Source organism: Paenibacillus sp. GCM10027630 (assembly GCF_042676305.1).
In the GTDB taxonomy this organism is placed as follows: domain Bacteria; phylum Bacillota; class Bacilli; order Paenibacillales; family NBRC-103111; genus Paenibacillus_S.
The window spans coordinates 141,683-154,819 of the sequence record NZ_JBHTGY010000002.1 but is presented as its reverse complement, the minus strand read 5'-3'; the positions used below and the strand labels follow the sequence as shown (position 1 = coordinate 154,819).

12 protein-coding genes and 1 pseudogene are annotated in these 13,137 nt (G+C 42.8%); 12 read left to right on the top strand and 1 reads right to left on the bottom strand.

Going from position 1 to position 13,137, the window contains the following annotated elements; all coding sequences use genetic code 11:
* Positions 1-4: 4 nt before the first annotated feature.
* The 11 genes and pseudogenes from ACFQ0C_RS02180 to ACFQ0C_RS02130 all read left to right on the top strand — a co-directional run bounded on the left by ACFQ0C_RS02180 (position 5) and on the right by ACFQ0C_RS02130 (position 12,172).
* Positions 5-652 carry a response regulator transcription factor gene (locus ACFQ0C_RS02180; RefSeq protein ID WP_379363526.1) on the top strand — a complete coding sequence of 216 codons (648 nt, stop codon included), beginning with the start codon at positions 5-7 and terminating at the stop codon, positions 650-652.
* Between the two features lie 451 nt (positions 653-1,103).
* Positions 1,104-1,568 (top strand): hypothetical protein, encoded by a 465-nt coding sequence (locus ACFQ0C_RS02175; RefSeq protein WP_379363524.1) that lies wholly within the window; start codon positions 1,104-1,106, stop codon positions 1,566-1,568.
* Positions 1,569-1,631: 63 nt separating this feature from the next.
* A complete protein-coding gene (locus ACFQ0C_RS02170) occupies positions 1,632-2,978 on the top strand; it encodes a DJ-1/PfpI family protein (RefSeq protein WP_379363522.1) in 1,347 nt (448 codons plus the stop codon).
* Between the two features lie 413 nt (positions 2,979-3,391).
* Positions 3,392-3,739, top strand: coding sequence for a heavy-metal-associated domain-containing protein (locus tag ACFQ0C_RS02165; RefSeq protein WP_379363520.1), 348 nt, complete (start codon positions 3,392-3,394; stop codon positions 3,737-3,739).
* Positions 3,714-4,034 carry a hypothetical protein gene (locus ACFQ0C_RS02160; RefSeq protein WP_379363518.1) on the top strand — a complete coding sequence of 107 codons (321 nt, stop codon included), beginning with the start codon at positions 3,714-3,716 and terminating at the stop codon, positions 4,032-4,034. Before ACFQ0C_RS02165 ends, ACFQ0C_RS02160 begins: the two co-directional genes overlap by 26 nt.
* Positions 4,035-4,115: 81 nt before the next feature.
* Positions 4,116-4,445 (top strand): metal-sensitive transcriptional regulator, encoded by a 330-nt coding sequence (locus ACFQ0C_RS02155; RefSeq protein ID WP_379363645.1) that lies wholly within the window; start codon positions 4,116-4,118, stop codon positions 4,443-4,445.
* Positions 4,446-4,472: 27 nt separating this feature from the next.
* Positions 4,473-4,670, top strand: a complete 198-nt coding sequence (locus tag ACFQ0C_RS02150; RefSeq protein ID WP_379363516.1) for a copper ion binding protein — start codon at positions 4,473-4,475, stop codon at positions 4,668-4,670.
* Positions 4,671-4,716: 46 nt separating this feature from the next.
* A pseudogene (locus tag ACFQ0C_RS02145) lies at positions 4,717-7,119 on the top strand (heavy metal translocating P-type ATPase); the annotation flags it as partial.
* Positions 7,120-8,271: 1,152 nt separating this feature from the next.
* Positions 8,272-9,648: a DJ-1/PfpI family protein gene (locus ACFQ0C_RS02140; protein ID WP_379363514.1), complete on the top strand. Its 1,377-nt coding sequence runs from the start codon at positions 8,272-8,274 to the stop codon at positions 9,646-9,648.
* Between the two features lie 364 nt (positions 9,649-10,012).
* A complete protein-coding gene (locus tag ACFQ0C_RS02135; RefSeq protein WP_379363512.1) occupies positions 10,013-11,380 on the top strand; it encodes a DJ-1/PfpI family protein in 1,368 nt (455 codons plus the stop codon).
* Between the two features lie 291 nt (positions 11,381-11,671).
* On the top strand, positions 11,672-12,172 hold the full coding sequence (locus ACFQ0C_RS02130) for a DUF421 domain-containing protein (RefSeq protein WP_379363510.1): 501 nt from the start codon (positions 11,672-11,674) through the stop codon (positions 12,170-12,172).
* A 204-nt stretch (positions 12,173-12,376) separates the two neighbouring features.
* Here ACFQ0C_RS02130 and ACFQ0C_RS02125 read toward each other — a convergent pair whose 3' ends face one another.
* Positions 12,377-12,496 (bottom strand): YjcZ family sporulation protein, encoded by a 120-nt coding sequence (locus ACFQ0C_RS02125; protein ID WP_379363508.1) that lies wholly within the window; start codon positions 12,494-12,496, stop codon positions 12,377-12,379.
* A 296-nt stretch (positions 12,497-12,792) separates the two neighbouring features.
* On the opposite strand from ACFQ0C_RS02125, the gene ACFQ0C_RS02120 reads away from it, so the two are divergent.
* Positions 12,793-13,107 carry a Dabb family protein gene (locus ACFQ0C_RS02120; RefSeq protein ID WP_379363506.1) on the top strand — a complete coding sequence of 105 codons (315 nt, stop codon included), beginning with the start codon at positions 12,793-12,795 and terminating at the stop codon, positions 13,105-13,107.
* Positions 13,108-13,137 lie beyond the last annotated feature (30 nt).

Genomic DNA, 13,137 nt, shown 5'->3' with positions numbered 1-13,137 from the left:
AGATATGGAAATATTATTGGTAGATGATCATCGTTCAGTAGTGGAAGGGACGAAGATGCTGATAGAATCCGAGCCGGGCATAAAGGTTACAATTGAAACGGATGTGTATTGCGTTCCTGATCTTGTGCGTCTTAAGAAGTTTGATGTCATGCTTCTTGACCTCTATATGCCGAATATTAATGGTGCTGATCTCACAAGAAAAATTCTTAATTACGTTCCCGATGCGGTGATCATCATCTATTCCGGGTTCGAGATCGCTCCGCATTTTAACTTGCTGATGGAGTCGGGCGTGTCTGGATTCATTGCCAAAACCTCCACACGTGAGCAACTCATTCAAGCGATCCGCTGCGCCGCTAGGAAGGAAGCGATCGTTCCGATGTATTTACTGAAGCAACTCAGGCGGCAGGAGATTGTCGTCCAGGGAGAGAAGGGACGGGAGGAAACGACAATTACGCAAGAGGAGGATAAGCTGCTGCGGGAGCTCGCCAAGGGGAAGAGCAACAAGGAGATCTCTCAAACTCTGATGATCAGCCAACGTTCTCTTGAGTACAGCCTGACGGAACTCTTCCAGAAGCTACAGGCAAGCTCGCGTGTCGAGGTTATTAAGAAGGCCAAGAGTCTGGGGATTTTACCGGCTGAGGACTTATATTAAGGTGTGGTAGGAATGGCGCCGTTTGTGGCGTCATTTTTTTGTTTAGAGCGATGTCAGGACGTTACTTTGGTGAAACTGGGCCTATGGTGCGCTGACACTTGCCATCGCTACTTTGCTGGCGTATGCTGTGGACCGACGTTTCCATTGGAAGAGAAAAAACGTTGGCGCGTAGTGATAGAGTAAAAATGATCCTCTTCGATGATACGTCTTGCAGATACTGCCGATCGAAGGGGATTTTTATGTTGATTTGCGGGAAGTCAGGCTCCACACTTGACTTGCGTAACAGGCACGGCTCGCCTTTTGCGTGCGGACCGCAAACTTTTGCGCTGTCATCCCTCATCATTTGCGTTCCCTCCCTCATGGTTTGCGCGATACATGATACTGCCCCACGGTATGATGTTATTAAGAAGACATCGTAGCTGTGTCAATTCGCTCGAAAAGGAGAACAATTATGAATATTCAATTTTTACAATGGGGATTATTCTCATTTATGCTGGGCTTGATCTTATCGCTTCCTCTCGCGGCAGTGCATTATCAAAGATCCCCGCAATGGACAAAAATATTTACGAATCCTCGCAAACTAAGATCAGCTCACCTGGATTTTTTTACTCAAGCTTTCGCCGCAGCTTTTGTATTTCTCTTGGAATTTGCTCTACAAACTGAATTTCCTATATATGTTTCGATTCCATTAATTTTTGGGACGATATGTAATCCGATGTTGCTCCTTATTGAAGCGACACCGTTCAATCGTTCAAGCTTTGGCGCATTTTTTTATATCTTACTTAGAGCAATAAGTCCGGTTTCACTATTATTTGCTTGGTTTTTCATAGCATGGAGCTTCATGCCCTCTTTTATGATAGTGCTACTTGCTATGATTATTCTCATGGGATATCTACTAGTAATGAAGTTTAAATGAGCGATAAGAGTGATTTGGCAGAGAAAATGTATGAAGAAGAAATATTGATTGGAGGTTGCGCAAATGAACAATGTTTTACTTCGTTATGTAGTTTACTTTTCTATCTTCATTTTGTTTGTAGGGGGAATTGGTGCATATGGAGCATTAAGTTCTCGTACTGACTGGCTTTCCGAACGTGAAATACCAGCACCTTTTTTACAAGGAGTAAAAAAACCTGAGTTTGATCCGGATAAACCTACTGTGGCGGTCGTATTAGGCAGTCCAATCACTGAGATATTTGATTTTATGGTACCTTATGAAATGTTTGCTATGACCAATGCCTATAATGTGTTCGCTGTTGCCCCGGACAACAATATAACATCTTTAACCGGCGGTCTAGATTTAGTCCCGCACTTTTCTTTTGAAGAGATGGATAATTTACTAGGAAAAAGTCCAGACCTTATCGTGATCCCTTACATGCCCATGGACAACGAAGAAAACTATAGCCCAGTCCGAGAATGGATACAAAAGCATGCTAAAGCCTACATACTAAGCATTTGTTCTGGAGCAATGAATCTTGCTGACACCGGGTTATTAAAAGGGAAAACAGCAACGATACACTGGCGAATCGTTGACCAGGCGAAAAAAAATTTTCCTGATACGAACTGGATAAGAGATCAACGGTATGTTCAGGAAGGAAACATTACAACCTCGGCTGGTCTCACATCAGGAATCGATGCTGTCCTCTATGTCATTTCGCAACAATTAGGCGAATCCGTGGCAGAGAAAATAGCAAAAGAAATGAATTACCCCTCTTATCATTTTGTTAAAAATCCTAAGGTGGAGCCCTATTATATCGATCGGACGGAGGCTATATATTATTTGAATCTAGCGTTTCAGTTTAATAAGCAAAAGGCAGGTGTGCTGCTTTATGACGGTTTGGGGGAAGGAGCACTGGCATCGATTTTTGATACATATTCACCCTTAGGAACGACAAAAGTATTTGCCATTTCAGCCTCGGAGGGGCCAATCGTGACAAAACATAACCTGAACCTTATAACAAGGTACCATTTCTCTACGGTCCCCAATATAGATCGATTATTCGTTACAGGCACGAAGGAAATAAGCTTGTCTACGAAGGATCTGAATAGATGGTATGAAAAGGATCAAGTAGTACAGCCCGAATTCATACACTTGACGAAGAACAGATTTGTTTTTGATGCCACGCTTGAAGATTTAGCAATGCAAGAGGACCTATTAACCGCTAAATGGGCCGCTAAGCGACTTGAATATCGCGCTGACAAGTTAAAACTTGAAGGTAAACTATTTCCCTTTGAAGCTTTCATCACTCCGTTAATACTAGCTTTTATATCACTCCTGATTGCACGTTATATAGATAAACGTTTCATTCCAACAACAAGGCGCTCATGATCAGCCAACGATCACTGGACATAAAGAAGTGTCATCATTTGCGTGGAGTCCGCAATTTTTTGCGGGGATGTGTGCATCGTTTGCGCGTTGACCTGTCTCTTCCCGGTTTATGATGAATTCATACCCGCTTTGGAATCGGGTTATAACCGAACCAGGAAAGCTGGGTCATATTATGTCCCACAAACACGGGCGAAGACCACGAATGTGCGCTCGTTTTGCGAATCAAACAGATCAAACTGATGGAAACGATTCAAGCGGAACATCACTGAAAAGATACGGCAATTATAAATGAATGGATAACAAGAAGTATTAGGATAAGTCTATGATGTTGCCAAAACAAGCGAGTGGTCCATAAGATGTTCGTATTTGGTATTATTAAACATACCCCAATGGGGTATTCGGGGGTGAGATGAATGAAAATATCAGAAGAGAAAAAACTTGAACAAGCAACCATAAAAGTAACAGGGATGACTTGCTTCCGCTGTGCCAATCGAATTCAGAAAGAATTATACAAACTTGCCGGTGTTTCTGACGCCAATGTGAATTTTCTTCTCAAGCAGGCATCGGTTACATATAACCCTGCTGAAGTCAGTGTCTTACAGATCGAGCAAATGATCAAAACTCTCGGTTATAACGCAGTTCGAATGCAAGGGAATCTTCAACTCAACGGTAAGACCCCTTTAGATCATACAAGTGGAAGGCGCAATTCCTCAGTGCAAAGTGTATGGGCTAAAATTGTTTCCTTGGTTCGTGGGAAGTGACATCAATACGCCAACTCCTGTAAAAGTAGGCTTTGCGGGGTGTGCACTCGGTACAAGTGAACCGTTGCTAAAAGATATTGCAGTTATAAAAGTGAAGGATACCTTTGATGTCTACGTTGGAGGTGAACCGAAAAGCCTTAAGGCATCGGTGGGAAAGCTTCTTTTGTCAGGGATCGCACAAGAGCAGTTAGTGCAGTCTGTTACCAACATTATTCGTTATTATAAAGAACATGCTGAAGGAAAAGAGAAGTTCAGTAAATTTGTGGACCGGGTAACACTGGACGTCCTGAAGTAAATCGTGGCATAGCCCCGAGAGCCATTTATCATATGATTCTTTATCTGAAAAAGTAAGGAGGCAAAAATGTTGACATTGCAGATGAATCCAATTACTGTCACCGACACCGAAGCTCATTGTTGCTCTGTAAATGAAGAAAGACGAAGCCATCATTCCGAAATTAAAGGCAACTTAAATGCCCGGTTAAACCGGATTGAAGGACAAGTAAGAGGTTTTAAGAATTTAATTGGTAAAAACACGTATTGCGATGACGTTTTGAATCAAATCGCAGCAGTGCAGTCCGCATTAAACAGTGTCGGTCGTATTTTACTAGAAGGACATGTGAAAAGCTGTTTGATAGAACGCATTCAATCCGGTGATCAGGAAGTCATTGATGAATTGCTTATTACGATGAACAAACTAATGAAATAATACAAAATCTATCAGGGGGCATAAACCATGCGAAACATATTGTTAAACGTTCAAGGAATGAGCTGTAACCATTGCGTGAACTCAATTGAAGGTGCAGTTAAAAAATTGGGCGCCAACGCCAAGGTCGATCTGCAAACCAATACGGTAATGGTAGATTACGATGAAAATATAGTCACTCTGGATTCGATCAAAGAAACGATCGAGGATCAGGGTTACGAAGTTTAAATAACAAAAAATGGACCCATAAGGTCCTCTCGAAAAGGTGATTCGAATGAGCCAGTCCCAAGCAGACAATTCTAACCAGCAAGCCACGTTTCAAGTCACGGGGATGACTTGCGCAGCATGCGCTAACCGAATAGAAAAAGGATTAAATAAGTTGGAGGGCATTTCCCAAGCGAATGTAAACTTTGCACTCGAGCAAGCAGTAGTTCAATTTGATCCTGTGAAGGTTGATATGTCCCGTATAGAGCAAAAAATTAAGGATTCGGGATATGGAATGGTCAAGCAAGCCGTAGAATTCGACATTATGGGAATGACTTGTGCAGCTTGCGCAACACGTATTGAAAAAGGGTTGAACAAGATAGAGGGGGTTAAAGCGACAGTCAATCTCGCGCTTGAAACCGCCCATGTGGAATATCTCCCTTCCATGGTCAGCACCGAGGATATGATCAAGAAAGTTGAACAGTTGGGATACAAAGCTAAACCTAAAACGGAAGCAAAGGGCGATGGAGATCACCGGCAAAAAGAAATTCGTCGTCAGCAATGGATGTTGATCATATCGGCCGTTTTGACTTTTCCTCTTTTGTGGGCCATGGTCGGTCACTTCTCGTTCACTTCGTGGATTTGGTCACCGGATATTTTTATGGAGCCTTGGTTCCAGTTTGCCTTAGCAACACCGGTCCAGATTATTATAGGCGGCAGGTTCTATATCGGGGCGTTCAAGGCATTGCGCAATGGCGGTGCGAATATGGATGTGCTCGTAGCTCTTGGAACGTCTGCAGCGTATTTTTACAGCCTATACGTAACGATATGGGATATTTCGTCGGCACTGTACTATGAAACCAGCGCCGTGTTGATTACGTTAATCCTGCTCGGAAAACTTTTTGAAGCTTTAGCAAAAGGCCGTTCCTCTGAAGCCATCAAGTCGTTGATGGGGCTTCAGGCCAAAACAGCAACCGTTATTCGGGGCGGCGGGGAAATGAATGTGCCAGTAGAAGAAGTCGTGGTTGGCGACATTTTCTTGGTTAAACCAGGCGAGAAGGTGCCGGTTGATGGAGTTGTTTTAGAAGGCATATCGGCGGTTGATGAATCCATGTTAACCGGGGAGAGCATTCCGGTTGAGAAGCATGCCGGGGAATCAGTTATAGGGGCGACACTTAACAAAAACGGTGTCCTCAAGGTACAGGCGACTAAGGTAGGGAAAGAAACAGCACTTTCCCAAATCATCAAAGTTGTGGAAGAAGCACAGGGATCCAAGGCTCCAATTCAGCGTGTGGCAGATATCATATCGGGCATCTTCGTACCCATCGTAATCGGTATTGCAGTTATCACCTTCTTAATCTGGTACTTTGCCGTTGTGCCGGGTGATGTGGCTGCGGCTCTCGAGAAAGCGATCGCCGTACTCGTCATTGCTTGTCCTTGTGCGCTGGGACTTGCGACCCCAACGTCAATCATGGCTGGATCCGGGCGCGCAGCGGAACTCGGTATTCTGTTCAAAGGTGGAGAGCACCTGGAAAATACCCATCGAGTTACAACGGTCGTATTAGATAAAACAGGTACGGTCACTAAGGGTAAACCGGAATTGACAGATGTGCGGATCGAAAAAGAATTTGAGGAGGCACAAGTTTTATCTTGGGTTGGCGCAGCTGAGAAGAACTCCGAACATCCTCTGGCAGAAGCCATTGTGGCAGGCATCCGTGATAAAGGCATTGCCTTGCCGTCGACTGAGTCATTCGAAGCGATTCCCGGATATGGGATCATGGCCGTGGTTGAAGGCAAAGGCATCTTGGTTGGAACAAAGAAATTGATGGCCCGGTACAGAGTGAACGCGGAAAAGGCGTTTGAAGAAATGGGCAAGCTAGAATCCGAAGGCAAAACCGCCATGCTGATCGCCGTCGACGGTCGTTATGCGGGCATGGTGACTGCTGCAGATACGATCAAGGAAACCTCCATACAAGCGATTACCCGTATGAAAGAGCTAGACCTTGAAGTCATCATGATCACCGGTGACAATGAACGTACCGCCAAGGCTATAGCAAGCCAGGTGGGGATCGATCACGTATTGGCGGAGGTGCTTCCGGATGGCAAAGCGAATGAAGTTAAAAAGCTTCAAGAATCCGGGAGAAAGGTGGCTATGGTCGGGGACGGAATAAACGATGCCCCCGCGTTAGCAACAGCGGATATCGGCATGGCGATCGGTACGGGGACGGACGTGGCCATGGAGGCCGCGGATGTAACTTTAATGCGCGGTGACTTAAACAGCATTCCCGATGCCATCTCGATGAGCAAGAAAACGATGATAAACATAAAACAAAATCTATTCTGGGCACTGGCATACAATGTGGTCGGAATTCCGATTGCAGCAATGGGTTATCTGGAACCGTGGCTGGCTGGAGCAGCGATGGCCTTGAGCTCGGTTTCGGTTGTGCTCAATGCCCTTAGATTACAGAATGTAGACAGAAAAGATGAGGAGAGAGACGGTCGAATGAGTCAAAGGCAGTTTATATTAATTTTGTTGCTTATCGTAATGACTTTCTTTGCAGGTTACGGTTTCGGTAAACAGGCGAGTGTTCCGACGGTTATTCCAACAGTTATTCCAACAGTTAGCCAAGAACCGACAGAACAGAAAAAAGAGGCCGCACATGGACACGGTGGCTCCGATTCTCATGGAAGTGACAGCAAAAATACGAACAAGGTGGCTACAAAAGCGGTGTGGTCAACAGAGAATACTCAAGCAGGGAAAGAGACTGCCATCCGAATCCATTTACAAGATGAAACCGGTAAACCGGTTGATAAGCTTGACATCGAGCACGAGAAATTACTACACCTGATCGTGGTGAGCAAGGATTTATCTTATTTCAACCATATTCACCCTGAATACAAAGGTAAGGGTGAATTTATTATCACGAATACATTCCCATTCGGTGGTGAATATAAATTGATTGCCGATTATGTTCCAACTGGGGGAAGCAAAACAACACAAACAAAGTGGATAAATGTAGAGGGGGGGACTACAGCATCCGTTCCGCTCGCTAACGATAAAGGACACTCTAAAAATGTGGATGGCGTTGAAATTACTTTAGAGAATGATCACCCGGAAGCCGGCAAGGACTTCGAACTGAACTTCAAACTTAACGATGCAAAAACGAAAGAACCCATCACAGATTTGGAACAGTATTTGGGGGCTGTAGGTCATGTCGTCATTCTAAGCGAAGATACCGAAAGCTATCTTCATGTCCACCCGGTTGAAGAGAAGGCAACAGGACCTCAAGCTAAGTTCATAACTAGCTTCCCAAGAAAAGGCACATATAAGATTTGGGGGCAATTTCAAAGAGATGGAAAGGTATTTACCGTACCTTTTGTTGTTCAAGTTCCTTAAAATTAGGGTAACTAAAGACAAGATAACGCCAGGAAGTAAGGTGCTAAAACAATGAATCGCCTTGGTTCGATTATACCAATCATCACCTGATTAAACTTTATAGTTCTTCTTTGGGAGCTATTAATGAGTGTCCGCTCGGGGTAGCCATTTTGAGTGATGGCGAAGATGTTGAAATCACCGCTGCGGCAACAAAGTGAGAAAAAATTAAGGGTTAGAGGAGAATCAAGTATGAAGTTATTATTACGCGTCGTTGTTTATGTAATGACGTTCGTTATTTTTTTCGGTGGGGTTGGTGCGTTTGGGTATATCCGCTCAAATCATGCATATTGGATTCCCACTCGGCAATCACCGATGCCTGCCTTACAAGACGTGAGTGTCCCTGAACATAATCCAAAAAAACCAACAGTAGCTGTCCTTTTATCCAATCCGACGACAGAAGTGTTCGATTTTATGGTTCCGTATGAAATGTTCGCTATGACTGAGTCTTATAACGTATATGCAGTTGCCCCGGACAAAAACGTGAAAACACTCTCTGGTGGTTTGGATCTGATGCCACACTATTCTTTTGATGAACTGGATCGATTTTTAGGAAAAAGTCCCGACCTTATTGTGATCCCGGCCATGCCTATGGTTGACGAAGCAAAGTATAAACCTGTCCGGGAATGGATACAAAAACATTCGGATACGAAGTTGTTAAGCATTTGCGCTGGAGGGTTGAATCTGGCCGATACAGGTTTATTAAAAGGGAAAGAAGCGACTACCGATTGGAAAAGTTTTGATTATCATGAAATCGATAAATATCCTGAAACAAAATGGAGAAGGGATGTGCGTTATGTCGCAGACGGGAACACCGTCACTTCAGCAGCTCTCACTTCAGGAATCGATGCCGTCCTCTATGTGATCTCACAGCAAATAGGCGAACCTATGGCGGAGAAAATAGCGAAAGAGATGAAGTACCCTTCCTATCATTTTGTAAAGAATCCGAAGGTAGACCCTTATTATGTGGATCGAACCGAATTGATATTTACGTTTAATCAAGCATTCCAATGGAACAAAAAAAGCGCAGGGGTATTGTTGTATAACGGGATGGATGACGGAGCACTTACCACGATTTTTGATACCTATGCCGCTTCCGGAACAACAAAGGTATACACCATCTCAGACACTAAGCAACCTATCGTTACGAAGTATCATCTTAACCTTGTCACTCGATATCAAATGTCGAATGCACCGAAGCTGGACCGTATGTTCGTTCCAGGTGTGGAAGCGGAGTCCTTAACTGCGGAAGATGTCCAACAGTGGAACAAAAAGGGGAATAACGTGGTGCCTGAGTTCATTCACAGCGGCTCTGCTGACAGATTTATCTTTGATGCTCCGCTTGAAGATTTAGCCAAGCAAGAGGACGTCCTAACTGCCAAATATGGTGCCAAGCGATTGGAATACCGTGCAACCCATCTAAACTTCAAAGGCAAACCGTTTTCCTATGAAGCTTTTGGTATTCCGATTTTGCTTAGTTTAGCTGCATTGTTGACTACTTTCTTTCTTGATAAACGATTCATTCGAAAAAGGAGGAGAAGTCGTCATCAATCATTAGCACGTTCATGAGAGGGAATCTTCAGTGGATGTGATGTAACGTATCATATACTCGAATAATCAAGTATATTGAGCCTACCACTGGACATCCCGATAGGGTAGAAGCAATTAAATAAGCAAAACAGTTGGGAATTCTTCCAACCGAAGAATAATATATTAGATTTTTGTTAAAGGTCGGTTGAAAGCCGACCTTTTTTTAATAAATAAATTGAGAGATAAAAATGAATCTTTTTTTTGCGCGGGGGCCGCAATTATATGCGTGAATTCAATCAAATTTTGCGGGTTCCAATGTTTCGTACTATTGTATAATGAGCGCTGGGATGACAAATTGAGGCCGATTACCAGATCTGAATAACTATAGGAGGAGAAAAATCAAATGAAAAGGTTCATATTACGTTTTGTTGTTTATTTTTTGATAGTTATTGTATTTGTGGGGGGAGTCGGAGTATTCGGATATTCTCGTTCATATAAAGATTTTTACGGTTCAGTTTACGATAAGCCAGCTACTTCTTTGCAAGGAGTAAAAAATCCCGAATATGATCCCAATAAACCTACAGTAGCTGTCATATTAGGGGATTCAACGACAACAACTGAGGTGTTTGATTTTCTGATTCCGTATGATTTGTTCTCTATGGCAGATGCCTATAATGTATACGCCGTTGCACCAGACAACAATCTGAAGTCATTATCAGGCGGACTGGAAGTGGTACCGCACTATTCTTTTAAAGAAATGGATACATTATTAGGCAAAAGTCCTGATATTATCGTGATCCCCTACATTCCTATCGTTGATGAAATAGGATATCGACCCGTTCGTGAATGGATATTACAACATTCCAAAACCACATTAGTAAGCATTTGCGGTGGAGCAGTGAATCTTGCTGATACCGGGCTATTGAAAGGGAAATCAGCAACGACACACTGGCAAGCGATCGACAGGGTAATAAAGAATTTTCCTGATACTCAATGGAAAATGGATCAACGGTTTGTGCCCGAGGGGAACATCGTATCCTCAGGTGGTCAAACTGGAGGGATTGATGCGGTGCTCTATGTCATATCACAAAAATTAGGTGAGCCAATGGCAGCCAAAATAGCTAAAGAAATGAATTACCCTTCTTACCATTTCGTTCAAAATCCAACGGTAGATCCATATTCCATGGATCGGTACTTTGCAACTTATGTATTGAATTATGCATTTCAGTGGATTAAGACACAGACAGGTGTGCTATTATACAACGGAATGGAGGAAAGTGCCTTGTCTTCAGTATTTGATGCATTTGCTGACACCGGTACTACAAAGGTCTATTCCATTTCAAAGTCGGAACAACCCATTGTTACAAAACATCATCTTAACTTGATCGCCAGATATCAAATGTCGAATGCCCCGAAATTAGATAAAATGATCGTTACGGGAACTGAGGCAAAACTTCTGGCTATGGAGGATGTGAAAAGCTGGAATAAAAAGGGCATTGCGAAGGAACTACAGTTCTTACATAGCGATTCGCCGGAAAGATTTGTATTCGAAGCACCGCTTGAAGATTTAGCAAAGCAAGAGGACATGTTAACCGCAAAACACGCTGTGAAACGATTCGAATACCGTGCCAACAATTTAAGGCTTGAAGGTAAACTGTTTCCTATTGAAACTTACGGCAATGCTCTTTTGGTCGGATTAATATCAGCGTTGGTAGCTTTATATATAGATAGACGATTCATCATTAAGAAGAGAACTGCCAAATGGAAGTAAATTTTGGGGCTCTAGGTGAAGAAATAAATGAAGTGGAAATTAATTAATGTCATTAAACTTCCCTGTATCCCGTTTCTATGAAGTAAAGCTCAAAACAATAGCTAAATAAACGTGAGTAGGTGCAGTCCATCCCGACCAAGGATTTATCGACAGGTAGTAGCCGATAATTATGACAAAATCGCCTGGCTTATGGATAAAACTACATCTCCATAGCAATAATAGTGGGAAAACGTGGATTTTTCGTAAATCTTCAACTCTCAACACGAAGAACAAAAGGGGCCTGGTCACTACTTGAACGAATCCCTAGAGATTATAATAAGAACGATCTCTGCCTATTTATGGCTATGGTTGTACACGAAATTGATCGGAGTGCGCCTGATTGCGCAGAGCTCGTACCACTTGTTCGTGCTTACGATGATGATCGGGACGATCGGCGGTAATATGGCGTTCAATCTTAAGATCAGTTTGATGAGTTTCATCTTGAGCTTGTTCGTCATCAGTATAATCGGGTATGTGCTGATGAGAATATCATTGTACAGCAAGAAGGCCGACGCCGCTATTTCCGGTGAGCCGATCGTGATTATTAAGGACGGTGTACTGTTGCAAGGGGAAATGAAGAAGTACAAATACTCAATGGACGCATTAAGGCAAGGCTTGAGAGGGAAGGGAATTTTCGAACTCGAGCATGTCGAGTTCGCGGTACTGGAACTGAACGGAACGCTGTCAGTACTCAAGAAACAGAAATACCGAAGCGTCACTTGGCAGGATCTTGAAAATATAACAAGGCAGTAAAGTGTTTCTTAGAAGCCGCTGAGCGGCTTTTTCCTTGATTCTATAACCTGATTAAACGAAAAAAGCCCTTAATCCCGAAGGAATGAGGGCATAGCTCTTAGGATATTATGAGGTGTGGGTGGCGAGTCTAATATCCAAAATTAATAGTTACCAAATACGCAGAAAATATAATCTTGAGTCCAAGCAAGATTCTTTTGGACACTACTAGATAAATGCACGAGAAACAATGACCAACAAAATGAAAAGTACGAGAATCACACCAGTAGAAGTAAACAAACTAGCACAGCTACCTACACCACCAAGTCCTCCAACTCCAAGTCCCATGGTTTCAGCCTCCTTTCGTTAAACCTTCTGTATTTTATGAACAGGTCGAGTAAAAGATTTGACTGTCCCAAAATTAGACATTTGCAAGGGAAATATGTCGTTCCAATTTTGATAGAATTTCATATGATATGATGTGGATGATTCTCCAAGTAATTCCACATCCCATAGTTCTCCTTCTGAATAGACGGTTGCATTTATTGCGCCGTCTATTGTTATTAGGACTAAGGAACAGGAAGTTAAGATGTGTTATAATAATGGGTATTGAATGTATTATTTTTGAATAGGAGGCTGGATAAATGTCAGGACAAGCAATTAAACATATGGTTATTTTCAATTTGAAGCATGAGGTGGGTACAAGAGAAGCAAAGTTATTTCTTCAGGAAAGCCAAGCTATTCTCGCAGCTATTCCTCAAGTACAACAGTTTGAGGTTTTCCGTCAAGTAAGCGGGAAAAATGATTATGATTTTGGATTTTCAATGGTATTTGCAGACAGTGCTGCCTATTCCGCTTATAACATTCATCCGGTTCATGTCGACTATGTTAAGAATCGTTGGGAGAAAGAAGTCACTCGATTCCTTGAAATCGACCTTCAGCTAGAGTCAGAATTGTAAGATTAACCGGATCAGCCTATATAGAAATAT

Bases quoted from the DNA above. Each gene is read 5' to 3' on its own strand.
- ACFQ0C_RS02180 (WP_379363526.1), top strand. From the start codon at position 5: ATGGAAATATTATTGGTAGATGATCATCGTTCAGTAGTGGAAGGGACG.
- ACFQ0C_RS02175 (WP_379363524.1), top strand. From the start codon at position 1,104: ATGAATATTCAATTTTTACAATGGGGATTATTCTCATTTATGCTGGGC.
- ACFQ0C_RS02170 (WP_379363522.1), top strand. From the start codon at position 1,632: ATGAACAATGTTTTACTTCGTTATGTAGTTTACTTTTCTATCTTCATT.
- ACFQ0C_RS02165 (WP_379363520.1), top strand. From the start codon at position 3,392: ATGAAAATATCAGAAGAGAAAAAACTTGAACAAGCAACCATAAAAGTA.
- ACFQ0C_RS02155 (WP_379363645.1), top strand. From the start codon at position 4,116: ATGAATCCAATTACTGTCACCGACACCGAAGCTCATTGTTGCTCTGTA.
- ACFQ0C_RS02150 (WP_379363516.1), top strand. From the start codon at position 4,473: ATGCGAAACATATTGTTAAACGTTCAAGGAATGAGCTGTAACCATTGC.
- ACFQ0C_RS02140 (WP_379363514.1), top strand. From the start codon at position 8,272: ATGAAGTTATTATTACGCGTCGTTGTTTATGTAATGACGTTCGTTATT.
- ACFQ0C_RS02135 (WP_379363512.1), top strand. From the start codon at position 10,013: ATGAAAAGGTTCATATTACGTTTTGTTGTTTATTTTTTGATAGTTATT.
- ACFQ0C_RS02125 (WP_379363508.1), bottom strand. From the start codon at position 12,496: ATGGGACTTGGAGTTGGAGGACTTGGTGGTGTAGGTAGCTGTGCTAGT.
- ACFQ0C_RS02120 (WP_379363506.1), top strand. From the start codon at position 12,793: ATGTCAGGACAAGCAATTAAACATATGGTTATTTTCAATTTGAAGCAT.